We start from the raw sequence: 23,411 nt of genomic DNA on the forward strand, positions 1-23,411 counted from the left end.
GACTCCGTCAGTACCGGGCAGAATGTCGAATCGTGTTTTTAATAAAAGACTTCGATGTCCGTGATAGACACTACCAGAAACCATTAGTCGGCTCCAGCCCTTATGAAAAAGGCGGTCCAGTGGCACTTACCAGAGATGGAATGCTGTTTTCACCCCAAAATCCGGTTTCAAGTGTCAGGTTCAAAGTGGCAAAACCTCAACGCCAGTAGGCTGTGACGGGCGAATCTCTTCTTCGTTGAATTTTCTGGCATAGGCTCGCATTTCCCTGTTTCAGAGCACTGGGAAGACGAAATCTCTGATACTTGAAACCAGTATCTCCTGTTGGTGCCATTGCAGCGCACTGCGCGGCACTTACTTGGCCGTGGGAGCTTTTTTTCACCTGCCAATGATCGTCGAAGAAATCTGCGGCGATGACTTTCCCGGCGGATTCTGCGCTAGGGGGCTGGGTGATGTCGAAAATGGCCCAGTCGGGCAATTTCGGGTTTTGCAGAGAATTGGTGCGATCATGCGCCTCGCGGAAGGTGAGGCCGGAGTTGATGACGACCTCGAATCCGGGGGATTGGAGGCATGGATAGGTCAAAGCAGGCACATGAGTGGCTGCGTCGTAGGTGGGGCTGAGTGACTTCATGCCGACCTGCTTCGTGTCCCAAGTGAGAGGGAGATTTTTGAGCAGGCTGCGGATGCAGGAGTTCGACTCGGGTGTGCCCCAGAGGATGAGGCTGTGTGTCTTGCCCGCAGCGAGCACGTCCGGCACCTGTGAAGCGAGCATGACGCGTGCATCACCGCGCATGAGGCTACGCCAGCGCTGGAGGAAGTGCGTGGACTCGGCCTGCACCCAGGCATCGACCGCAGCAGAGGATGATTTTCCATCTGGTAGGATGACGATGAAGGGCTTCATGAAGGCGGTGTCCATGAGGCCGGGATGGGAGGAGGGCTTGCCACCTGCGGGGCCTTCGTGCTGAAAGGGCGTGTCATTGCCGTAGTCTCGCCACTGGCCGTTTTCTTTGATGAGGCGGCAGAGGGAGCCGGGCACCTTCGGGCCAGGGCTGAGGAAGGTCTCGAACTGTGGCAACTGAGGGCCCACGGTGAGATGCAGCGTGGTGCCGTCGATGTTGAGTCGGAGTTTGCCACCGCCTTTTCGTGCCTGCGGTGGTGGATAGATGACGATGCGGCTGACATTGCGTGTCTGGATGTCGATGCAGTCGCCGGAGGTCACTTTGGCATCGAGACGGGCCTCCTTCCAGCTTTCCTCCATGCCGTGGAGGTTCATCCATTTCACGCGGCCGTAGTAGGGTGTCTTGGTCTGGATGTGGACTGCATCAGGGAAGCGCTGGCGGCCTTTTGCGGCAGCTTTTTCGATCGCAGCCTGCACCTCTTTAATGACCTCTGGGTGGTATTTATGCCCCATGCCTGGGCCGATGAAGTGCGGCGGATGCATGTCATGTCCGGCGAGCACTTCCATCATGTACTCGGCGCTATCACGCTGGGCGTCGTTTTCGCCGCTGTAACTGATGAGCGGCACATTCAGGAAGTGGCGTGCGTAATCGGGCACGTCATAGACGCCCCAGAGTGTCTGCTCATACCAAGCGGGGAATTTATCCGGTGTGAGCTTTTGGTAGCGCTTCACATCGGCGAAGCCGGCTCCAGTATGCACACAGGCCCACTGATCTGGGAAATGCGCCCCAAGATGCCAAGCCCCTGCGCCGCCCATGCTGAATCCAGCGATGACGACGCGGTCGGAGTCGATGTTGAAGCGCTGCATGGCATCGTCGCGGGACTCGAAGACGTCGATCTCACCGGCGGACTTCCAGCCGTTGCAGTAGCGACCAAAGGGATGGATGACGATGGTGCCTGCGGGCTGGAATTGACCCGGCTTTTTCGCCATGAGTCGGCTGTAAACGAAGTTCAGATCCGTAGCGGTGTCTCCACGGCCATGCAGCCAGATCCACATGGGAGTTTTTTTGGCTTTGAAGTCGAGCCCCTCAGGGATCTCCACGCCGTAGGGCTGCGCAGAGCCATCTAGCCGCGAGTAAAAGCCGAGCACTTTTTGCCCGGTGCCATCGAGCCATGGCGTGGTGTTGCCTTTCAGGCCCGTGATGCGGTTCGCAGCCTCATCGAGCAGAGCACTGGCTTTTCTCACACTGTCCTGCGGTTTTTTGTCATACCACTCATCGAAGTCGATGGCGTAGCGCACGGCTTTGAGGAAAATCTCCGCATCGGCGGCACGCGGGTGTTTTTTCACCGCCTGGAAGTCAGCGACCAGTGCCTTGAGCCGCGCTTCGATGGGCGATTCTTGATCAGCGGAGAGTGCCGCAGTGGGCTTCGGAGGCAGACTGCCGCGAAAGGAGGCTGTGGCACCATTGGGCCCGAGCTGGGCGAGCGCGATTGCCGGGAGGAAAAGTGGGAGCAGAAAACGCATGAGCAGGGATGGGAGGTGTGGATTCGGAGATAACGCAGACGCAGCATGCGCAGCCTTTCTCACAGCCAGATAGAAACGAATTGGCGCAGGTGAAAAATAAAACAGCGGCATCCCGTTGCCAGGATGCCGCTGTGTGAAAAATCAGGGTTATGGATTAATAGCCGCCTTCTTCGCCGAAGCCGCCACCACCACGGTTGCCACGGTCACGAGCGCCGCGGTCACGACCGCCGCCGCCACCACCACCGTAGCCGCCACGGCCACCGCCGCCGCCGCCACCACCGTAGCCGCCACGGCCACCGCCGCCGCCGCCACCACCACCGTAGCCGCCACGGCCACCACCACCGCCGCCGCCGTAGCCGCCGCCTTGTGGGCGCTCTTCCTTCGGACGAGCTTCATTGATGGCGAGATTGCGTCCGCCGAATTCTTTACCGTGGAGACCCTCGATCGCGGCCGTCATGGCCTCGGGTGTGTCCATGGTGACAAAGGCGAATCCACGAGGACGGCCGGAGACACGGTCCATGGGCAGGAAGACGTCAGTGACACCCCCATACTGTGAGAAGAGGCTGGTAATATCCTCGACGGAGGCGCTGAAGGGCAAGTTGCCCACATACATTTTGGTGTTCATATCTTTTGAATGGGTGACGCCTCCCCGTGCGGGCATCCTCAAGCTCCATGAAAGGATTACGGAACAGCAAGCATTGACCTGATGAACCACTCGACTCAGCCTTGATCAGGTGAACGTGACTCCGCACGCTTCGACGCACTTCGCCCAGAAGGCAACCGATAGTTTTAGCCTTTCCGAGGGGGGGGAGTGGGCACTGCGGGGTAGAAAAAGATCACTCCCGCCGGATCGCCTCGATCAGTCTCCCCCGCACCGCAAACATCGTCGCAACGAAGCAAACCAGCAGTCCCAGCAGCAAAATCCCCACGACCAACAGACTGAGGAAGCCCAGGGGCAACTCGCCGCCACCCTGACGCAGCGCGGGCCATACTGCCAGTGCCGCAGAGAGGACACCCAGCACCACTCCGAGTGCCAGCAGCACCGCATGCTCACCGAGGATCAGCCGCCGCAGTGCCCCCTGCCGGAAGCCGAGTGCCTGCATGAGTCCCAGCTCTCCACGGCGCTCCAGCACATGGCGAGCCAGCAAAACGCCCAAGCCCGCCGTGCCTAGCAGCACGCCCAAACCGCCCAAAATCGTGAAAATGCCGATGTACGTGTTCTGCACGGCCAAAAAGGCCTCTAGGCGCTGTTTTGCAGGCTCCAGCGCTAGACCGCGTTGTTCGAGCTGTCGAGTGAGATGGGCACTGACCTCTTCTGCGGCATCTGTTTCGATCAAAAACAGCCGGTAGCCCGCTGCGTCGGGATATTTCGCCAAGTAGTCTTTTTCTGGGATGATGACTTTCCCCTGCAAAACGGAGCCCGTCAGCAAAGCGATGATTTTCACGCTAAAGACCTGCCCATCCGCTGCGGTGAATTCGATCAAATCGCCCACGCCTTTGCCCAGGCCCCACATGGCCGTCGCTTGGTCCACCACGGCGGGTATCTCGGATTTGGGGTTTTGGATTTCGGCCAGCGGGATGGCTGGAAAGTGCGCACTCAGCTTTTCGAGGTTCGTGGCGACGAGTTGCGGCTTTTGAGCGCGGTTGAGGTTCAAACAGCTCGCGTCATCTCCCTCTCGCAGGCGAAACGGCAGCACGCGTGTGTGGGTGAGCAGTTTTTCATCCAGAGCGAAGGTGTCGCGTCCAGTTTTGCTATTCAGGTCTTCATACACCGGCAGCGCAGACTCGCCGATGAGCGCAAAACCACCGGTGCCCTTCTCCGTCGCGTCCATGCGAAAGGCATTCACCGCGACGACGAGGAAGATGCCTCCCGCCATCATGCCCGTCACCGCTAGGCTGCGTGAGGGACGGCGGGAGATATTCCGCAGGCCGATCTGTGTGAGCGTCTGCGCCAGCGAGCTGCCATCACGGCGCATCCAGCCACGCAGCAGCAGGATGCCAGCGATCATGAGGAGCATGCCACTGCCGAAAAACATGCCACTGACCGCCATCGGGTCTGTGGTGAACATCGCCGCAGGGATCAGCACCAGTGCCAAAATGAGGCACAGCAGCGCAGGCAGCATCGAGGCGGCCTTCTGCGCCACGAGCGGCGTGTCAGCCACCGAGCCAGCGAGCAGCTCGCGGGCGGGTGTGCGGAAGATCTTCCGGCTCACCCACCAGAGCGTCAGCAGCACGGCCAGCAGCGTGCTGACGACGGCGATGACACGCGTGAGGGCCGTCACTTCAAAATGCAGCGCCAGTCCTTTTGCAGCGCCGCTCCAGGCACCTGCCAGCCCTGCGAGGGCGGATTTCGTGTACAGCTCACCGCCGAATACGCCCAGCACCACTCCCAGCACGGCGATGACGCCGGCTTCGATCAAAAAGGCATTCCGCACACTGCGTGGCGTCCAGCCCACCGCGAGCAAGAGCCCGGACTGCGCTGCACGCCGCTCCAGCGTGAAGAGAAAGAGCAAGGCCGCGAAAATCAGCGCCGCAGCGATCAAAAACAGACTCAGGCCAATGAATAACCCACCGAAGTCCACGCTGCCCTTCGCCGCCGCAGCGGCATCCGCACCGAAATCCCGCGTGACGAGCCCGATGTCCACCAGATCGAGGTGCGAGGCGATTTGCTGCCGCAGCACCGCCTCATCTTCACCCGCGTCTGGAAAGCGCACCGCCGTGTGTTGGCCAAAGCGGTTGCTCCACAGCCGCTGACCATCCGCTAGGCTGATGAAGCCCTTGGGCGTGCCTTTGTAGTCATCCCAATACTTCTCGTCCTGATCACGGATGGCTTTTGTATCCATGGGGATGCCTGGTTCCCAATCGCGGCAGTTATCCACGTCCGAGACGCCGGGGAACTCCGGCGTCCAAGCCTTATTCACCTCCGCATCGTTCATCGGGATGATTCTCCCCACGCTGAAATCCGCGCTCTCCTGCTTCAGCTCACGCCCCAAGCCTACCGTGTAGTATTTTAAAGAGAGCGTGTCGCCGAGAGCGAGCTTTTGATCGTCTGCCAGCCATTGTGTGATCGTGACCTCTGACTTCTGAGCGCCGCCTTCGGACTTCTGAATGCGATCGACCGCCGTGATCATCGAATAAGGTGTGCCGCCTTTCGATGACGTGATGCCATTCACCAAGTAGGTGAGCACGCCATAGGCCTGCGGGCGAGCCAGCAGCTTCGTCGCGAGGATGGGATCGAGAAACACGCGGCTGGTGCTCACTTCCCATTCTTTGCGCCCACCGGCCACTCGTAGGAGCTTCAGGCCGAAATCCTCGATCGTGCGCTTTGAGGCATCGAGCGTGCCCAGGGCGGCATTCACGCGGCCTTCCATCTCGATTTGGCGCTGGAGATCGGCCAAGGAGACAAAAGCTGTATCGGGAGTGATCTGCGAGGCGATGAGCTGAAAGGCACCAAAGTCCTCTGCGCTCACGATCTGGCTCACCGTGCGTCGCAGCGTGACCTGCTCATTCGTGGAGCCGGAGAGTGGCGCATCGCGTGAGATGGCACTGGGCCGCTCCAGACGCAGCAGCACGCTGTCGCCGGTTTTGGCATTCAGTTTGCGTGCCAGCGGCTCATTCAGCGCGATCTCACCACTGCCGAGTGCGATGCTTTTGCCACTCGGGCTCAGTTTGCCAAAATCCGCGTCGATTCCGAGGATCTGCGCCCCATTCACGCGAACGCCGCCGCTGCCAGCGCTGGCAGAGCCCGTGGCGAAGATGAAAGGCACGCTGTGGGAGTCACGCGCCAGCTTTTCGGTGAACCAGCGATCTCCGCCGAGCACGCCGCGCTCTACTTTGCCGAGCCGCAGGGCCGCGATGCGTCGCAGACTGGCCCGCACACTATCGCCAACAAAGAGCGAGCCCGCGAGGATGGCCGAGGCGAGAAAAGCCCCCAGCAGCAGCCCCAAGTGCCCACGCCAGTAATGCCGCGCCGAGGTGAGGATGAAGTGGAGACGTGTCATACGAGGCTGCCCTCATGGATTTTCAGCACACGGCCCATCCGCGCTGCCTGTGCGGGATGATGCGTGACCATGACGAGCGTGGTGCCAGTGGCCTTTTGCAGATCCAGCAGCAGCGAGGTCAGCGTATCGGCATTTTTTTCATCGAGGGCACCTGTGGGCTCATCTGCCAGGATGAGACGCGGCTCATTGATCAGCGCCCGCACAAAGGCCACCCGCTGCCGCTCACCGCCACTGAGCTGCGCAGGCCGCCAGCGCATGCGGTCCTGCATCCCCACCTGCGCCAGCAGCGACTCCGCGCGGCTTTTGGCATCTGGGGCGGGATTTTTCAGCGCTAGCGTGGGCAGCAGCACATTCTCCAGCACGCTGCACTGCGGCATGAGGTGATGAAGCTGGAAAATGAAGCCTATCTTCCGACAGCGCACCTCTGCGAGATGCTCGGCACTGCATTGAGCCAAAGATTCGCCATCCAATCGCAGCTCACCGCTGTCTGGCGTATCGAGTGTGCCCAGGATATTGAGCAAAGTGCTCTTCCCGCAGCCAGATGGGCCGACGATGGCCACCGACTCGCCCGCTTCGATCTCGAGTGAGATGTTTTTCAGCACCGGCACACTCTGGCCACTGCCAGGGTCGATGTAGGACTTGGAGATGTTTTGGAGAGCGAGGAGCATGACAAAGGATAGGTGGCACTACATGCAGACAGATCAAATAGCAGCGCACATCAACCAGAACGCTACTCGCCGCCTCCCACTGCGGGAAATTCATCATTCAGCCTTCGACATTGCAGCGTCCTTCGTCATTCTGCCCTCATTGATCCCCATGTCTGCCGCCACCGCCCTCCTCCGTGACCACCTGCTCCATCGCCAGATGAAAGGCGAGACGCATGTGCTGCTGCGGCCCGGTGTGCTGGCAAAAGCATTCGGAAAACATGGCCAAACACCCGTCCAGAGCCCGCCAGAGCCCGAAACGCCGAAAAAGCTCGAAACGGCTCCCACCGCCGAGGTGCGGACTTTCCGCGAAAAAGCGCCAGAAGTGACCCGCACACGCCTAGAGCTGCTCCAAGTCTCTGGAAGCACTCGTGCGGAAAAAATCGCCTCGCTCGCCGCCCAGGCAGAAAATTGGGAACCGGTGAAAAAGCTCGGTTCGCTGCGCCAGACGATGGTTTTCTCCGTCGGCGACCCAGATGCGAAACTCATGCTCATCGGTGAGGCTCCCGGCGCTGAGGAAGAACGCCTTCGCGAGCCCTTCGTGGGCCCCGCAGGCCAAAAGCTCACCGGAATCCTCAAAGCGATGGGCCTAGAGCGCTCACAGGTCTATATCAGCAACATCTGCAAATTCCGTCCGGCCCTGGACAATCAAGGCAGCGCCAATCGAGCGCCTTCACCGGATGAAATGGCTGCCTGCCTGCCCTTTGTGCTCACGGAGATCGACATCATCCGCCCACAGGCCATCATCGCTCTCGGTGGCACCGCCGCAAAGGGGCTGGGCTTTGACGGCAGCGTCAATCGCCTGAGAGGACGCTTCCAGGACTTCCACGGCACGCCGGTGATGATCACCTTTCATCCCAGCTACATCCTGCGTGAGGAAAAAACCAACGGCGGCATGCTCACCAAGCGCCAAGTGTGGGAGGACATGCTGCAAGTGATGGAAAAGCTCGGCATGCCCATCTCTGAAAAACAACGCGGCTACTTCAAAGCCAAATAGAGCAAGAGCATGAAACACTTCGTTGGCTTTTTCCTGCTTCTGGGTGCGCTGCTGCATGCTCAAAGCATCCCGCAGCAGCACTTTGGCAGCGCCAAGTATGTGGAATACATCGCGGGTGATCTACCCCTCATCCTCTGCTCACCCCATGGTGGTGCCTTGAAGCCGAAAGAGCTGCCAGACCGCACCCGCGGCGTCACCGGTGCTGATGCGAACACGCAGGAGCTCACACGCCTCATCATGGAGCAGCTCGTGGTGCGCTATGGACGGCGGCCGCACTGCATCATGAGCCACCTGCACCGCAGCAAGCTCGATCCGAACCGCGAAATCTCCGAGGCTGCCCAAGGCCATGCCGCCGCAGCCCAGAGCTGGGGCGAGTATCACGCCTTAATCGAAAAAGCCCGCGATACCGCCATCGCACGCCATGGCTATGCCTTCCTCATCGACATGCATGGCCAGAACCATAAAGGCGAGCGCATCGAGCTCGGCTATCTGCATTCTCCGGGAGAGCTATCCCAAGACGCCGCCACGATCAACGCTGCCGCCTTTTCCTCCAAGAGCAGCATTGCCATGCTCCTCCAACGCAGTGGCCGCAGCTACACCGAGCTGCTGCATGGCCCACAGAGCATGGGGGCACTGCTGGCCGCACGCGGCTGGCGCTGCACACCTAGTCCGCAGATGCCGGTGCCAGATGAGCCTTACTTCAAAGGTGGCTACACTGTCGCACGGCACTGCACAGGCCAGACCACCGGCTTTCAACTGGAAGCAAACCGCACTCGACTCCGTGACACTACGGTGAACCGGGAGAGATTCGTGAACGACTTCATCCCCGTGCTAGCGGTGTATTTAAAAACACATCTCGGGCTCGATCTAGGGCCAGCATCGACACTCAAGAAACCGTGAGCCTCAACTATCCCGCCCCACTCCAGCGCCTCATCGCGCAGCTCAAATCACTCCCCGGTCTCGGGCCACGCAGTGCGGAGCGGCTCATGATCTGGCTGATGCAGGGCGGCAAAGACCGTGTGATGCCGCTCGCACAGACGCTCAGCACCCTGGCGGAGTGTGTGGTCGCCTGCGATGAATGCGGCTTTTTCATCGAGCAAGGCAGCGCCTGCATGCTCTGTCATAATCGCAAGCGTAACCGCCGCCTCCTCTGCGTCGTCGAGCAAGCTGCCGATGTGCTCCGCCTGGAGCGCAGCGGAGCGTATCATGGCCTGTATCACGTCCTCGGTGGTAAACTCAGCCCGCTCGATAACATCACGCCCGAGGACCTCCGCATCGCCCAGCTCGAAGAGCGTGCCAAAAGCCTGGAGATCGAAGAAGTGATCCTCGCACTCGGCTCTGATGTGGAAGGTGAGGCTACCGCCAGCTACCTCGCGGATCTACTCCGCCGAAGCGAGGTGACCATCACCCGCCTGGCCCAAGGCATGCCCGCAGGCGGAGCCCTCGACCATGTGGATGAGCTCACGCTCTACCAAGCTCTCAGCGGCCGCAGAAAAGTCGATTGATCACGCTATAGAGAATGCTCAGCGATCACTCTCCGTCTGTTTCAGCCAGTTTGGCGGCCTCGCGCTTCAAGATGCGGCCCACTCGGTGTTTCGCGAGATAGACTTGGGCGGCATTCACGCCGAGCTCCTTTTTGACACGCTCAGGGCTCCAGCCTTTGAGCACGTAGCAGGAGAAAATTTGGAACTGACGCGGTGAGACGAGCGCCCTCACCCGACGCAGGGCGATGTCCATGATCTTGTCCTGCCATTCTTTCTCCCAAAGCTTTTCGAGGGCGACACCATTGGGGTCAGCACAGCGATCGATGGGGGCGGTGCGGCGGTCATCTGGCTCTTCTCCGGCGTAGAGGTTCGCCTCACGGTCCTGCTGCTTTTTACGGCGGCGAAACTGGTCGAGGATGCGCCAGCGAGCCTGATTGAGCAGGAAGGATTTGAAGGAACCGAGGCTGGTATCGAATTTCTTCTTTTGCAGGTTTTTGGCGACGCCGATGAAGGTTTCTTGCACCACATCACCCGCTTCATCATCACTGAGGCCTGCCTTGCGTGCGACGTGAAAGACAAAGCTGGAATAGGTGCGGTAAAACTCATCCCAGGAGGCCCAATCGTCCCAGTTATCGAGCCTTTCGATGAGCGTCTTGCGTGTCGGCGGTGAGCCCGACTCCTTCAATTGCTTGAGGATTTGCTCTTCGTTGGGGATTTTCGGTTCATCGGCCATTTGGGGCGGGCGGGGTGCGATAGTAAGGGCGGGCAGGAAGTAGGCAAGGCAGGAGATGCAGGAATGAATGAACCACGGCCGCCTGTGTTAGTCGCAGAAGCCCAAAACCTCATTGCGCGGCGTCTGCGGTCTGCTTTCATCCGCGCCGCATGAAAAAATCCGCCGCACTCGCCACTCTCGTCTTCGTTGGCACTCTCTCCCTCCAGGCCCAGCAGCCCGCTGCGGCCCCTGCGGGCCATGAACACACGGCGATGGAGATTCCAGGACTGAAAAAAGAACTCTTCGCAGGCATCACGGAGGCGGATTTCCTCAAACTCGGCGAAAAACCCAGATCGGTGAAAATTACGCTCGTGGCGACCTACACGGCGGCGAATTATGGGATGAACTTCAATGGCTATGCCCACGGCAAGCTCGTCTATACCATCCCGAAAGACTGGGCTGTCGATGTGACCTTCATCAATCCCAGCCCCATTCCTCACAGCCTGCTCGTGGTGGAGAAAGACATGCTCAAGAAGCCACAAATGGGGGCTCCCTACTTCGATGGCGCAGGGGTGCCAAAGCCGGAACAGGGCATGGCTTTTGCAAAGGCGGACTTTTCATTCACCCCAGACGAAGCAGGTGAATATGCTCTCGCCTGCGGCTTCCCCGCGCATGCCGCCAATGGCCACTGGGTCTCGCTAATCATCAGTGAGGACGCGAAAGCGCCGACCATCCAGATCGGTGACGCAGCTCCACGCGAGGTGAAGTAAAAACGAGCCTAACTGCTGCTGCGGTCCCCATATTGCGCAGTGAGATAAGCCTCCAGCGCCGCTCGCCAGTCCCGTGGCGGGGCTCCGAGGAGCTGCGCCAGCCGTGTGTTATCCAGCGTCGTGTGGCGTGGGCGTGGAGCTTTGAAAAAAGTGGCCTCGGTCAATGCGCTGCTGCCCAGCTCTGTCGTGAGCACTGGCAGCCCCAGTCTCTGGGCGATCTCCAGCGCGGCCTCTGCCCATCCGTGCCAGGAGGTGCTGCCGCCGTTGCAGAGGTGCAGCGGGCCGGAGAGCTGCGGGTGATCGTGGATCAGGCCTGCGATCCAGGTGCAAATATCGCGAGTAAAGGTCGGGGCGGAGGTTTTATCCGTGATCGCGGATAACTCACTCAACTGCAAAGCACGGGCAATGATCTGATCGGGGTGTGAGGGCTTATCTGGGCCGAAAAGCCACGAGACACGGGCAAGGAGCACCCGATCTGTGTTTTCCGCTGCGGCACGCTCTCCAGCGAGCTTGCTGCGCCCATATTCATTGATCGGCAGCGTTTCTGCGTCCTCCGGCCAGCGCTCCCGCCCTTCCCCACTGAAGACATAATCCGTGCTGAAATGGATAAATCGTGCCCCGCGCTGCTGACAGGCCGCCGCCAGGTGCCCTGGGGCCTCCGCATTGATACGGTGGGCTAGCTCGGGCTGGAGCTCGCAGATATCTGGGCTCGTCAGGCCCGCAGGATTGAGCAAAACATCAAAATCCAGTGTTTGGAGCCTGGCGGCTATTTGAGTCGGCTGGGAGAGATCTAGGTCCGCACGAGTCCAAGCGGTGACAAAGCAGGTGTGCGCAAGCTCCCGCACCAGGGCACGCCCCAGCCCCCCGTTCGCACCGAGAACGAGGACACGGGGCGCAGATGTCGCCAGAGACGATTCCGCATTAGACACCTGGAATTTTCCGCTCAATGTCGTTGCCAATTCACAGCGTCGTTGTTAACAACACGACCAATCACAGGCAATTATGAAGTTTAGCATCAGCAAAGAAGCCTTTTTGGGGGCTATCAACCAAGTTCAGCACGTCGTCAGCTCCCGCACCACGCTGGCGATCCTCTCCAATGTGCTGCTGAAGGCCCGTGATGGCGTTCTGGAGCTGACCACGACCGATCTGGACGTGGGGGTGACCTGCACCGTCCCGGCGGAGGTTTCTGAGGCCGGCGCTACCACCCTCCCCGCCCGCCGACTCGCCACCATCGTGCGTGAGCTGCCTGCGGAAATGATCGAAATCAAAGTGGATGAGAAAAATGTCGCCTCCATCCGCAGCGGCCCCAGCTTCTTCAAAGTCCTAGGGCTCACCAGTGAGGAATTCCCCGCTCTGCCACGCTTTGATGATGCACGCGAGTTCAAGATCGAACAGCAGACCCTGCGTGACTGCCTGCGCCGCACCAGCTACGCCATCTCGACCGATGAGACACGCTACGTGCTCAATGGCATCCTTTTCAGCTTCAAAGACAATGCACTGACCATGGTCGCCACGGATGGCCGCCGCCTCGCTATGATCGAGCAGGAGATGGAGTTCCCACAGAGCCAGGAAGGTGAAATCATCATCCCGACCAAGGCTGTGAATGAGCTCTCACGCCTGCTGGGAGACAGCGGGCTGGTCACCATCAAGGTCACGGGCTCTCAAGTTGGCTTCGACCTCGGTGATAGCCTGCTCGTCAGCAAGCTCATCGACGGCAATTACCCCAATTACCGCCAAGTCATCCCTGGTGAGGCCAAAGAGCGCATCCCCATCGAGCGCGAGGCCTTCCTGCGTGCCATCTCCCGCGTCAGCCTGCTGGCCTCTGACAAGTCCAACAGCGTGAAATTCATCTTCACGAGCGGCCAAGTCGAAATCGTCGCCTCCTCTCCCGACATCGGTGAAGCCCGCGAGACTCTCGCAATCAACTACAAAGGCGCGAACATCACCATCGCCTTCAATCCTGAGTTCGCCATGGCCCCCCTGCGCAACCTCAGCAGCGACGAGATTCATCTTCATCTCATCGACGAAATCAGCCCTGGAGTCGTCCGCAGTGGCACTAATTTCCTCTACGTGCTCATGCCCATGCGTGTGAATGGCTGATGCCGCGACCGCGTCTCATCCGCGCATTCCTCACCCAACAGCCCAGCAAGACATGAAAACGTACGCGCTGACGGCGCTCACCGCGCTCCTCATCCTCCCCTCCTGCTACAACATGTTCCCGCCGCCCGGGCCACCACGCCCGCCAGCCTATGGGCAGCGTGGTTACCCACTAGATCGCGGCCCTGGTGACCGGCGCTATGGCATGGAGGAAGCCCCCACCCCACGTGATACGAGGTATCTCGATGCTTATGGCGAGCCCGATGCCCCTCCTAGCACGCGCAACATCCCGCGAGAGGACACCGCCAACGTCCAGCCCCCTGGGCAAGAAATGTCCATCGACCCACCCGAGGTCATCACCAAGCCAGGCCTGTCAGATGGCGGCACAAAACCACCCTCCCCCATCATTGTCACCCCGCCAGATTCCTCCAGGCCCACCGTCAAGACCCCAGAGGTCGCCAAGCCCAAGATGGAGCCAATTGCGCCGCCGCCGACTCCCAAGCCACCAACGACCAACAGTGGCCTGACTACCGCAAAACGCAGCAAGCCAGGCTTTGTGAAGAGCCCCTTTGACCCCCTCGGACGTGACATCGACGTCTCGGACTTCCGCTCGGGTCAAAAAGCACGCTGCCCCTACACGCAGAAGATTTTTGTCGTCCCCTAAAGCGCCCACCGCATCCCGCCATCTCGACGGACCGAGAAGAGCCTGAAGTTGCCCGCCAAGCTCTAGAACAGGGCATTCACAATGCGGCCTGATCATCGCTGAATCACGGCGAATCGAGTCCATGGACATTTCGCAGAAGAACCACTAGCCCATACAGGCGGGAAAAAAGCACTCGCCAAACAGGGTGTATTTTGTTCTAATCCCCTCGGAAATGCGGCAAAACACCGTTTTTCCGAACCAACCTATAAGTAAGTACATACCCATACCCATGAGAACAAAAAACATCCGCGGCTTCACGCTCATCGAGCTGCTGGTGGTGATCACCATCATCGCCATCCTCGCGAGCCTCGCCGTCCCCGCATACAACAGCGTCCAGCGTCAGGGCAACCAGATGAAGGGCGTCAGCAACTGCAAGCAGGTCATCCTCTCGCTCAAGCAGTTCGCCACCAAGAACAACAGCCAGTACCCTGATACCGTGCCCAACCCCTACACAGGCGGCGGCACCCCCATGAACTCTAATGACGCCTTCCGCTTCATGATCCAGGAGCAGATCGTCACCGACGAGCGCATCTTCGGCTGCCCAGCCGGTTACAACCCGAACAACGACATCGGCTCCCCTCCAACCTATGGCCAGGCTCTTCAGATCAATGAAAACCATTGGGCCATGACCCAGGGCATGACTGATACCAGCCCCGGCAACATGCCGCTGGTCTATGAAAACGTCGCCTCAATGAGCTGGCCCCCAATGTGGAACGCCAGCGCCGCTGGTCAGCTCAAGCCCGGCCGCACATGGCCAGGCGGACAAGTCATCATCGGCCGCAATGACGGCAGTTCCGAGGTGGTGGACCTTCAGGGCAAAACCGGCATGGTCGGCCCGAAACCCCAGGCCAGCGGACTCGACATCTTCACCCAGGCCACCCCTGGTCAGGTGCAGCAGATCCTCAATCCTCAGGTGATGGGCGGCGGCATGAGCGACCCCAGCATGATGAACCAGCAGCCCTTTGACCCGAACAATCCTCTGGGTGGCGGCCTGCCTGGCCAGATGCCTGGACAGCTCCCAGGTCAAATGCCTGGACAACTCCCTGGTCAGCTCCCCGGCCAAATGCCTGGAGCCATGCCTGGCCAGTTGCCTGGAGCCCTCCCAGCGCCCGCTCCCGCAGCACCGCCTGCTGGTGCCCTCGGCAACTAATGTAGCATCATTAGCCACACACGAAACCCCGCCCCGGTCAGCCGAGGCGGGGTTTTTCTTTCATTTCCCTTCGCAAGAGCACGCTCTGGTACCGCGTTTTGCCCCCCCGCCCCATTTTCCAACGACAAAGGATACGCTACATCCTCAATGGACGGGATGAAAAACGCATTGCCGCCCACCCCTCCCTCCCGATTCTTCCGTTATCCTCCTTTTTCTATTTTCTCTCCTCTACCTTCTATCCTCTCTCATCTCGTTCCCCATGCTACCCCGCCTCTCCGCCCTCCTCACTCTGCTCTCCGCTTCTGCTTTTGCCAATGACTGGACCAACTGGCGCGGCCCACTGCAAAATGGCGTCTCCCTTGAGCACTACACTGCCGCTGGAAAGCTCGCCGAAGCTCCCGCCTGGACCTACGCCGCACGCAGCCGTGGCACGCCGATCATTTGCGACGGCAAAGTCATCCTTTGGGGCTACAAAGGCGAGACGACCGACCTCATCGAGCTACTCACCTGCCTGGACGCCAAAACCGGCACCAAACTCTGGGAACACGAGCTGCCAGACTACCTCAGCGACTCCATCTACAACCGCTACTCTATCGGCGCACCCACCATCGACCCCGAAACGAAGCGCATCTACCTTGTCAGCAATGCCGGCACCTTTTACTGCTTCGAGTTCGACGGCAAAAAAGTCTTCGAAAAGCCCCTCATGGAAGACCTGGGCCGTATGACCTTCCCGAACAGCCGCGTCGGCAGCCCCGTCATCGAGGGCGACAATGTGCTGGTGCATTACATCTTCTCCAACTGGGGCGCGGATGGCCCTGCTGCGGATCGCATTTACGGATTCGACAAAAAAACCGGTGAACTCGTCTGGTGGTCCCTACCTGGTGTCTCCCCGCCCGTGGACAGTTCCTTCTCCACGCCGGTGCTCGAAACTCGCGATGGCAAGCGTGTGGGCTACTACACCACTGGCTGCGGCCACATCGTCTGTGTGAACACGCGGAACGGAAAACCCTACTGGAAATTCCCCTTCTGCAAAAATGGCGTCAATCCCAGTGTCGTGCTCCATGGCGGCGACAAGCTCATCGCCATCCACAACGACGAAAACGTCGATAGCAGCGACAAAGGCCGCATGATCGCCCTGAAGCTCCCCACCAAGCTCACCGCCCCCGTGCCACCCGCCACGGAATCGGCCACTTTGGAGCCCTCTGCCGAGCTCTGGCGCTTCCCCATCGGTGCGACGAGCTCCTCACCCGTCATCGTCGGCGACACGATTTATCAGCTTTCCGACGGCGGCGAGCTTTTCGCCATCAATGCCAACACTGGAGCCGAAATCTGGAAAAAGAAGCTCTCCAATGCCAATCTGCACTCCTCCCCGCTCTACGTCGATGGCCTGCTCTATTGCCCGATGATGGCTGGCAAGCTCATCGTCATCAAACCCAGCGAAAAAGACGGCGAAATCGTCCAGGAAATCGCTCTCGAAGGCGAGTGCCTTGGAGCACCCAGCGTGTGCGACGGCGTGCTCTATGTGACCACCACTGAAAAGCTCTACACCTTTGCTATCCCGAACAGCGGCATCAAAGTGGACGCCGCACCCGTCGCCGAGATCCCGAAAGCGGGCAAAGCCGTCGCCCTCCAGATCATCCCTGCCGAAACCGTCATCCTCGCCGGTGAAAAACAAGCCTTCCGCATCCGCAGCATCGACGCCAACGGCTTCGTCGTCGGAAACGACATCAAAGGCGTGAAGTGGGAGTCCTTCATCCCGCCCACCGCCAAGGTGAAAGCCACCATGGACGGCAAATTCAACGACGCTGGCGAGCTCGTCGTAGCCCCCGATGCAAAGATCAGCGCAGGAGCCTTCAAAGGCACCGCGCCAAATGGCCTCTTCGGCACCATCCGCGGCCGTGCGCTGAAAAACCTGCCCATCACCGAGGACTTCGAAGGCTACACCCTCACCGAGGAGTTCCCCGTCGATCCGCAGAACAATCCCGCCTACAAATTCGCCTACCCGCCGCTCCCCTGGATCGGTGCCCGCTTCAAATTCCAGGTCATGGAAAAAGACGGCAACAAGGTCTTCGGCAAGAGCTTTGACCGCCTGCTCTTCCAACGTGCCAGCGTCTTCTTCGCCCCATCGCACCTGAAAAACTACACCATGCAGGCCGACGTGCTCACCGAAGGCAACGCCCGCTCGAAGTCCGACATCGGCTTCATCCACCAGCGCTACCTCATCTGCCTCCGTGGCAATGCCGGCAAACTGGAGGTCTCCTCCAACCTCGAACGTCTCAAGCAAGAAGTCCCCTTCAAGCTCACCGCCAACAAGTGGTACACCTTCAAGACCAGCGTCGCCGCCGCCGCAGATGGCTCCGGCGTCGTGCAGGCCAAAGTGTGGGAAAAAGGCACCGCCGAGCCCGCCGCCTGGACCATCGAAGTGAAGCTCCCCCGTGTCCACGCCAGCGGCTCCCCAGGCCTCTTCGGCTTCACCCCGCTAAACCAGCGCCGCATGTACATCGACAATCTGAGTGTGACACCGAACTGATCCACAGTTCACGTTTCACTTCTAACTTCTGACCTCTGACACTTCGCCCTTAGCCCTCCGCTTCCACACCCCACGCTCCATGCTCCAGAAACCCACCCTCCTCCTTGCGTTGGCCCTCACTGCCACGCTCCAAGCAGCCGACTACTCCCAGTGGGGCGGCAGCAATACCCGCAACATGGTATCCGACGAAAAAGGATTGCCCATCGACTTTGAACCCGGCAAAAAATACGGCCCCAAAGCCGCCCCCAAAGCCGCAGGCCGTCTCCGTCCGAACGCCGAGCAGGCCAACAAAGCCCCCGGTGCCGAGGACATCGACATGAGCACCACCAAGAACTGCCTCTGGGTGGCCAAGCTCGGCTCCCAGACCTACGGCACACCTGTCATCGCCAACGGCCAAGTCTTCGTCGGCACCAACAACGAATCGCCACGCGATGAAAAGCACGCTGGCGACCGCGGCATCGTCATGGTCTTCGACGAATACACCGGCGAATTTAAGTGGCAGCTCGTCTCCCCGAAGATGGGCACCGGCAAAGTCAACGACTGGGAATACCTCGGCATCTGCGCCAGCCCCACCATCGTCGGCGACAAAGCCTACGTCCCTGGCAACCGCTGCCAGATCATCTGCATGGACGTCAAAGGCCTCTCTGACGGCAACCAGGGCATGCAGGAAGAAAACACCTTCATGGCCCCGCTCGACAAAGACGGCAAAAACACCGCCCCCATCGCCCCCGGCAACACCGATGCCGACATCCTCTGGGTGTATGACATGTACAAAGAACTCGGCGTCTTCCAGCACAACGCCACCGCCGGCTTCCCCCTCGTCGTCGATGGCAAAGTCTTCGTCCCCACCTGCAACGGCGTCGATTGGACCCACACCAACATCCCCGCCCCCAACAGCCCCAGCTTCATCATGCTGAATGCCGAAACTGGTGAGCTCATGGGTGAGCAGGACAGCATCGCCTCCCAGCGCGTCCTCCACTGCTCCTGGTCCTCCCCGAACTACCTCGAACTCGGCGGCAAAAAACAAGTCATCTTCGCCGCTGGTGACGGCTGGGTCTATTCCATGGCCCCCGAGACCAAAAAGAATGAAGAAGACCTCGATATCCTCTCCGAGCACTGGCGCTACGACGCCAATCCACCCGAGTATCGCAAAAACTCCGCCGGTGAACCCATCAAATACGTCGAATACGACGGCCCCAGCGAGATCATCGCCACCCCCACCGTAGCCGACGGCCTCATCTACGTCCCCATCGGCCAAGACCCCGAGCACGGCGAAGGCCTCGGCTGCCTCAGCTGCATCGACCCCAAAGGCACCGGCGACATCACTGGCAAAGCCGTCTGGACCTTCAAAGGCATCGAGCGCTCCATCTCCACCCCTGCCGTGAAAGACGGCCTCGTCTATGCCGCCGACTACACCGGCCGCCTCTTCTGCCTCGACGCCAAAACCGGCAAGGAATACTGGAAATTCGACACCAAAGGCCACATCTGGGCCAGCCCCCTCGTCGCCGACGGCAAAGTCTGGATCGGCAACGAAGAAGGCGAGCTCTTCATCCTCGCCGAAGGCAAGGAACTGAAGGAACTCAAAACCATCGAATTCCCCTCCCCGCTGCTCAGCAGCGTCGTCGCCGCCAACGGCGCCCTCTACATCACCACCCACACACACCTCTACTGCTTCAAAGAAGGTGCCAAGACTCCAGCGGCGGGTGCGCAGTGATTATTAATCCGGCACTTTGATAGCGCACCTCCCACGCAGGGAGAACCGGCTGATTTGATGTTCTGTCTTGATGCCGGATTAATAACTTCTGACATCTGACTTCTCACCAAGGCGGGCCGCAAAACGGCCCGCCTTTTTTATGCCCACGGATCACCTTATCCTGCAAAGTCGTGCTAACTTCTCGCTAGCAAGCCGCATCTTGCGTCTCGACCGCCTTGGACTACCCTCCGCATGCACGCCGATGAACCTCACACAAACCAGCCAGCCGCCGGTCAAGCCGCTGCTCACCCAGGAGCAGATGGATCGGATCTTGTCCTCGCGGCGTACCGTCACCTCGGAGGAGGCGTATCGGCAGATGGAGTCACATCTCGGCCGCCCACGCTCGCCCGGCAGAAGGAAAACCTTCGTGAATGGGCGCGAGGTCTGGGTCTGCTGCTGAGCCAAGCCGATTTGCCTCCCAAGGTCATTCGTGGCGGCCAGGAGCATGACATTTTCCACAACGAGGCCACAGATCGTTATTTCAAAGTCACACGCGACGGCATCTTCGGCCTCGCACCGGGCATGGACCTCGCGCTGGTGGCCTCGGACATGGAGGCTCGGCGCTTTCAGCTTTGGGAAGCATCGCCCGTCGAGTATCTGGAACGCCTTCTGTTGCAGAACGAGCTCGTTCCCGGCCTGAACCGCCTGGAGGGCATCATCGACCAAGGAGACGACCTCGCCATTGTCACCTCCCAGCCTCGCTTCGACATAGTACCCGTCACACTGGCGGAGATCGACGAATGGTTCGCCTCGAAGGGCTTCGAAAAAGTCACCGCCTGCGGCTACTACCGCGCCGAGGACAATCTCGGTGTCTTTGATGCCCACGCGAAGAACCTCGTCCGTTTCGAGGACACGCTCATTCCCTTCGATGTCATCCCTTGCCGACCTGCGGGCGGATTTCTCCAGTTCATCGCCGACACGCTCGCCTCCGGCCATTCAGTGAGCGCGATTCGCACAGTCTCCACGTCGCCACGTTCAAAATAAGCCAGTATATTCGCCGGAGAAATACCATCGAATTTCCAGCCTCCACCTCGATCTGCCAGCACCGCTTCGCAGCTCCGGCTCAAAGTGCCCCGATCTGTGAAACTCAGCGTGGGCCGAGGCGGATGATGTTCCGGTGATAGACCTCACACTCCTTTTTGTGCAGCCAGATGCTAAACCAAAACAGCAGCGCCCCACCGAGTACGACGGTGAATAGAAAGGGTCGCCCCTGGGGCCGATGCGCGGTGCACAGCGCGAGGAAGGAAACCAGCGCCATGAGGTAGTAGGGCCAGTTCCACCCTGCGCGGAGCTGCGTCTGGGCCTGGATCACATCCTTGTACTCGACAGGGCGTGTGGCGATGATCCGTGGCGTGGCTTTCTCACGCAGATCGGTGTACGGCCACACGCTGCAGCAGGAGATGCAGATCAGTGCCAGCGCCAGCGTGCGACTACGCCGCTCGCCAAACACATATGCCACCACAAACATCATCAGCCCGATCCCCAGCCCGTAGAGCGGCAGCGGCTCGATGAGCAGGTGCAGATACTCCGGGTCGCGGATGCTTTGCCAGAGAGTGGTGAGTTCGAGCCACATACACGGGGAGGTAAAAAGGATGACTCAGAACAGCTCCGCCTGTGCACGCACAGGAGGTGGAATGCCCAGCTTCTTGTAGGCGATGGGCATGGCCACTCGACCACGCGGTGTGCGCTTCAGGTAGCCCTGCATGACGAGGTAGGGCTCATGCACGTCCTCCAAAGTGCTCGCGTCTTCTCCTACAGCGACCGCGACGCTGCCCATGCCCACGGGGCCGCCATCGAACTTGCCGATGATGGCCTCCAGGATGCGCGTATCCATGTCATCAAGGCCGCTTTCGTCGATGTCACGCATGCTCAGTGCAGCGTGAGCGACATCGCCAGTGACGATGTTCTGCGCCTTCACGAGGGCGTAGTCACGCACCCAGCGTAGCAGATGATTCGCGATACGCGGTGTGCCACGGGATCGGCGGGCGATCTCGTGTGCGCCGTCTTTTTCGATGGGCACGGTCAGCAATCGTGCGGAGCGCATCAGGATGTGCTCCAGGCTCCTCTGTGGTGTAGTAGTCCAGTCGGTTCGGGATGCCAAAACGGCTACGCATCGGCGACGTGAGCTTCCCTGCACGCGTGGTGGCCCCCACCAAGGTGAAGGGCGGCAGGTCGAGCCGGATCGTCCGCGCTTTCGGCCCCTGGTCGATGATGATGTCCAGCCGGAAGTCCTCGATGGCTGGATACAGATACTCCTCCACGCTCGGGTGCAGGCGGTGGATTTCGTCGATGAATAAAATATCGCGCTCCTGCAGATTCGTGAGGATGCCAGCCAGATCGCCCGCACGCTCGATCTGCGGTCCGCTGGTGGTGTGCAGCTTCGTGCCGATAGCGGTAGCGATGAGATTGGCCAGTGTCGTCTTCCCCAGTCCTGGCGGGCCACAGAGCAGCACATGATCTAGCGCCTCGCCTCGCATCTTCGCTGCCTCGACCATCACGAGGAGCTGCTCCTTCACCTTTGTCTGCCCATGGAACTCCTCGAAGTCCGCTGGGCGGAGGGCGAGGTCAAAGGGAGAGTCAGGTTCGTTCAGCGCAGGATTCACGGCCTGTGATGTAGGCCCGGTTTGAAATGCTGGCAACTACGGGCTGAGTCACAGGCTCCCCGCACCAAGCTTTGCAGCCTCCATCTTTGGCTTATTTCACCAGCCCTGCCGTCTTTGGACCGCGTTTGCCCAGACAGAGCAGTGATTTGTCACTGCGGATGAAGATCTGGCCCTCGCTCAGAGCCGGGCTGGCGAAGACTTTTTCCCCCAACTCGCTTTCGGCCAGCAAATCGTATTTCGCACCCGGCTTGATGCTGCGCAGGATGCCAAAGTCGTTCACGAAATACACACGCCCCTCCGCGCTGGTGAGTGAGGCGTGATGCTCACGCAAACGCTCCTCCCAGGCGATCTCGCCGCTTTTCGCATCAAAACAATGCGCCACGCCGCTATCGGACACGATCAGGAAGTGATCCCCCTCCACGATGGGTGATGGGACGTAGGCCACGCCTTTATTTGTCCGCCAGACGATGTGTGTATTCGTGACATTGCCACTGCCATCCGGCTTGATGGCCAGCAGGTGGTGCTCTGGGAAACCGCCCGTCATGTAGAGCAGGCCCGTCTTTTCGCTGAAGACGATGGAGGCCACAAATTGCTCCGTCGGGCCATCGATGATCCACAGCAGCTTCCCCGTGTGCGGATCGTAGCTGGTGACGCACATCGTGCCACTGAGCACCATCTGCATGCGTCCGCCGATTTCGCGAAGCAGCGGCACGCAGTAACTGCGGGTTTTGTTCGGCCGCTCGATGCGCCAGAGCTCTTTGCCATCCACTTTGGCCAGAGCGACGATGTAGCCATCGCCATCGTGATCGCAGTTCACGATCACTTTGTCCTCAAACACGATGGGACTGGAGCAGAAGCCGTGCTTGCTGGAAAAAAGGCCCGGCCGCACCTGCCAGAGTGCCTTGCCGCTGAAATCATGCGCAGAGACCACGACGGTGCCCTTCGGCACCTCGCCCTTTGGAATGACGCGGCCCTCATTCGCCTTCCGCGTGGCCTCCGTGGGCGTGTTATCGAGAAAAGCCGTGAAAATGCGCTCCCCATCGGTCGCTGGCGTGCTGGAGGCCAGTGAGTTCAGCTTATGCGTGCCCTCGGGTGGGGCCTTGAGCACGGTGGACTGCCACAGCAGCTTTCCGCTGCTGCGCTCATGACAGAGCAGCACACGCTCCTCATTTTCGGCCAGTGCTGCCACATTAAAAATGCGGTCTTCCCACACGATTGGCGATGCATGGCCGCTCCCCGGCAACTCGATCTTCCAAGTCACATTTTGCTCCGCAGTGATCGGAAAGCCCACATCCGCCGATGTGCCATCGAGCCGCGGTCCGCGCCACTGCGGCCAGTTTTCGGCAAAAAGCGGAGCACAAAGAGCAAAGAACGAAGAAAGGGTAAAAAGGCGGCGATGCATGCAGATGCCATCAACGATGCAGGAAGCGCCGAGTTTGCGTCGGAAGCGAAACATGAGAATCCATCCACCGATTACGCAGATTTCAC

At 59.9% G+C, this 23,411-nt stretch carries 18 protein-coding genes and 1 pseudogene; 10 read left to right on the plus strand and 9 right to left on the minus strand.

Translation table 11 applies throughout. From position 1 onward, the window contains the following. Window positions 1-196: 196 nt before the first annotated feature. From IPK32_15800 to IPK32_15815, 4 genes are all read right to left on the minus strand, one after another. Window positions 197-2,419 carry a prolyl oligopeptidase family serine peptidase gene (locus IPK32_15800; protein MBK8093395.1) on the minus strand — a complete coding sequence of 741 codons (2,223 nt, stop codon included), beginning with the start codon at window positions 2,417-2,419 and terminating at the stop codon, window positions 197-199. A gap of 154 nt (window positions 2,420-2,573) precedes the next feature. After that, window positions 2,574-3,044 (minus strand): RNA-binding protein, encoded by a 471-nt coding sequence (locus tag IPK32_15805; protein MBK8093396.1) that lies wholly within the window; start codon window positions 3,042-3,044, stop codon window positions 2,574-2,576. 211 nt (window positions 3,045-3,255) lie between these two features. Beyond that, entirely contained in the window at window positions 3,256-6,420 is a 3,165-nt protein-coding gene (locus IPK32_15810) for an ABC transporter permease (protein ID MBK8093397.1), read from the minus strand. Then, window positions 6,417-7,088 (minus strand): ABC transporter ATP-binding protein, encoded by a 672-nt coding sequence (locus IPK32_15815; GenBank protein MBK8093398.1) that lies wholly within the window; start codon window positions 7,086-7,088, stop codon window positions 6,417-6,419. Before IPK32_15815 ends, IPK32_15810 begins: the two co-directional genes overlap by 4 nt. A gap of 148 nt (window positions 7,089-7,236) precedes the next feature. Here IPK32_15815 and IPK32_15820 point away from each other — a divergent pair, with 148 nt between their 5' ends. Genes IPK32_15820 through recR form a run of 3 tightly spaced genes read left to right on the plus strand, consistent with a single transcriptional unit; the run spans window position 7,237 to window position 9,626 of the window. Then, window positions 7,237-8,121 (plus strand): uracil-DNA glycosylase, encoded by an 885-nt coding sequence (locus IPK32_15820; GenBank protein ID MBK8093399.1) that lies wholly within the window; start codon window positions 7,237-7,239, stop codon window positions 8,119-8,121. A 9-nt stretch (window positions 8,122-8,130) separates the two neighbouring features. Then, a complete protein-coding gene (locus IPK32_15825) occupies window positions 8,131-9,021 on the plus strand; it encodes a hypothetical protein (GenBank protein ID MBK8093400.1) in 891 nt (296 codons plus the stop codon). Further along, window positions 9,018-9,626 (plus strand): recombination protein RecR, encoded by a 609-nt coding sequence (gene recR, locus IPK32_15830; protein ID MBK8093401.1) that lies wholly within the window; start codon window positions 9,018-9,020, stop codon window positions 9,624-9,626. The genes IPK32_15825 and recR overlap by 4 nt, the downstream gene beginning before the upstream one ends. 25 nt (window positions 9,627-9,651) lie before the next feature. Here recR and IPK32_15835 read toward each other — a convergent pair whose 3' ends face one another. Then, window positions 9,652-10,338, minus strand: a complete 687-nt coding sequence (locus IPK32_15835) for a sigma-70 family RNA polymerase sigma factor (protein ID MBK8093402.1) — start codon at window positions 10,336-10,338, stop codon at window positions 9,652-9,654. 149 nt (window positions 10,339-10,487) lie between these two features. Here IPK32_15835 and IPK32_15840 point away from each other — a divergent pair, with 149 nt between their 5' ends. Beyond that, on the plus strand, window positions 10,488-11,087 hold the full coding sequence (locus IPK32_15840; GenBank protein ID MBK8093403.1) for a hypothetical protein: 600 nt from the start codon (window positions 10,488-10,490) through the stop codon (window positions 11,085-11,087). A gap of 8 nt (window positions 11,088-11,095) precedes the next feature. On the opposite strand, the gene IPK32_15845 is transcribed toward IPK32_15840, so the two are convergent. After that, the gene (locus IPK32_15845; GenBank protein ID MBK8093404.1) at window positions 11,096-12,016 is read right to left on the minus strand and encodes an SDR family oxidoreductase; all 921 of its coding nucleotides are present in this window, start codon (window positions 12,014-12,016) and stop codon (window positions 11,096-11,098) included. Window positions 12,017-12,089: 73 nt separating this feature from the next. On the opposite strand from IPK32_15845, the gene dnaN reads away from it, so the two are divergent. From dnaN to IPK32_15875, 6 genes are all read left to right on the plus strand, one after another. Then, the gene (gene dnaN, locus IPK32_15850) at window positions 12,090-13,187 is read left to right on the plus strand and encodes a DNA polymerase III subunit beta (GenBank protein MBK8093405.1); all 1,098 of its coding nucleotides are present in this window, start codon (window positions 12,090-12,092) and stop codon (window positions 13,185-13,187) included. Between the two features lie 52 nt (window positions 13,188-13,239). Further along, a complete protein-coding gene (locus IPK32_15855) occupies window positions 13,240-13,848 on the plus strand; it encodes a hypothetical protein (protein MBK8093406.1) in 609 nt (202 codons plus the stop codon). A 268-nt stretch (window positions 13,849-14,116) separates the two neighbouring features. Beyond that, entirely contained in the window at window positions 14,117-15,037 is a 921-nt protein-coding gene (locus IPK32_15860; protein ID MBK8093407.1) for a type II secretion system protein, read from the plus strand. A 259-nt stretch (window positions 15,038-15,296) separates the two neighbouring features. Then, the gene (locus IPK32_15865; protein ID MBK8093408.1) at window positions 15,297-17,567 is read left to right on the plus strand and encodes a PQQ-binding-like beta-propeller repeat protein; all 2,271 of its coding nucleotides are present in this window, start codon (window positions 15,297-15,299) and stop codon (window positions 17,565-17,567) included. 79 nt (window positions 17,568-17,646) lie between these two features. Then, window positions 17,647-19,281: a PQQ-binding-like beta-propeller repeat protein gene (locus IPK32_15870; GenBank protein MBK8093409.1), complete on the plus strand. Its 1,635-nt coding sequence runs from the start codon at window positions 17,647-17,649 to the stop codon at window positions 19,279-19,281. Window positions 19,282-19,512: 231 nt separating this feature from the next. Continuing rightward, window positions 19,513-20,304: a hypothetical protein gene (locus IPK32_15875; protein MBK8093410.1), complete on the plus strand. Its 792-nt coding sequence runs from the start codon at window positions 19,513-19,515 to the stop codon at window positions 20,302-20,304. Between the two features lie 103 nt (window positions 20,305-20,407). Here IPK32_15875 and IPK32_15880 read toward each other — a convergent pair whose 3' ends face one another. From IPK32_15880 to IPK32_15890, 3 genes and pseudogenes are all read right to left on the minus strand, one after another. Next, the gene (locus IPK32_15880) at window positions 20,408-20,893 is read right to left on the minus strand and encodes a hypothetical protein (GenBank protein MBK8093411.1); all 486 of its coding nucleotides are present in this window, start codon (window positions 20,891-20,893) and stop codon (window positions 20,408-20,410) included. A gap of 24 nt (window positions 20,894-20,917) precedes the next feature. Then, window positions 20,918-21,959: pseudogene (gene ruvB / locus IPK32_15885) on the minus strand (Holliday junction branch migration DNA helicase RuvB). A 55-nt stretch (window positions 21,960-22,014) separates the two neighbouring features. Further along, complete coding sequence (locus IPK32_15890; GenBank protein MBK8093412.1) at window positions 22,015-23,325, minus strand: PQQ-binding-like beta-propeller repeat protein; 1,311 nt, start codon at window positions 23,323-23,325, stop codon at window positions 22,015-22,017. Window positions 23,326-23,411: the final 86 nt, after the last annotated feature.

The sequence above is a fragment of the Verrucomicrobiaceae bacterium genome (genome assembly GCA_016713035.1).
In the GTDB taxonomy this organism is placed as follows: Bacteria; Verrucomicrobiota; Verrucomicrobiia; order Verrucomicrobiales; family Verrucomicrobiaceae; genus Prosthecobacter.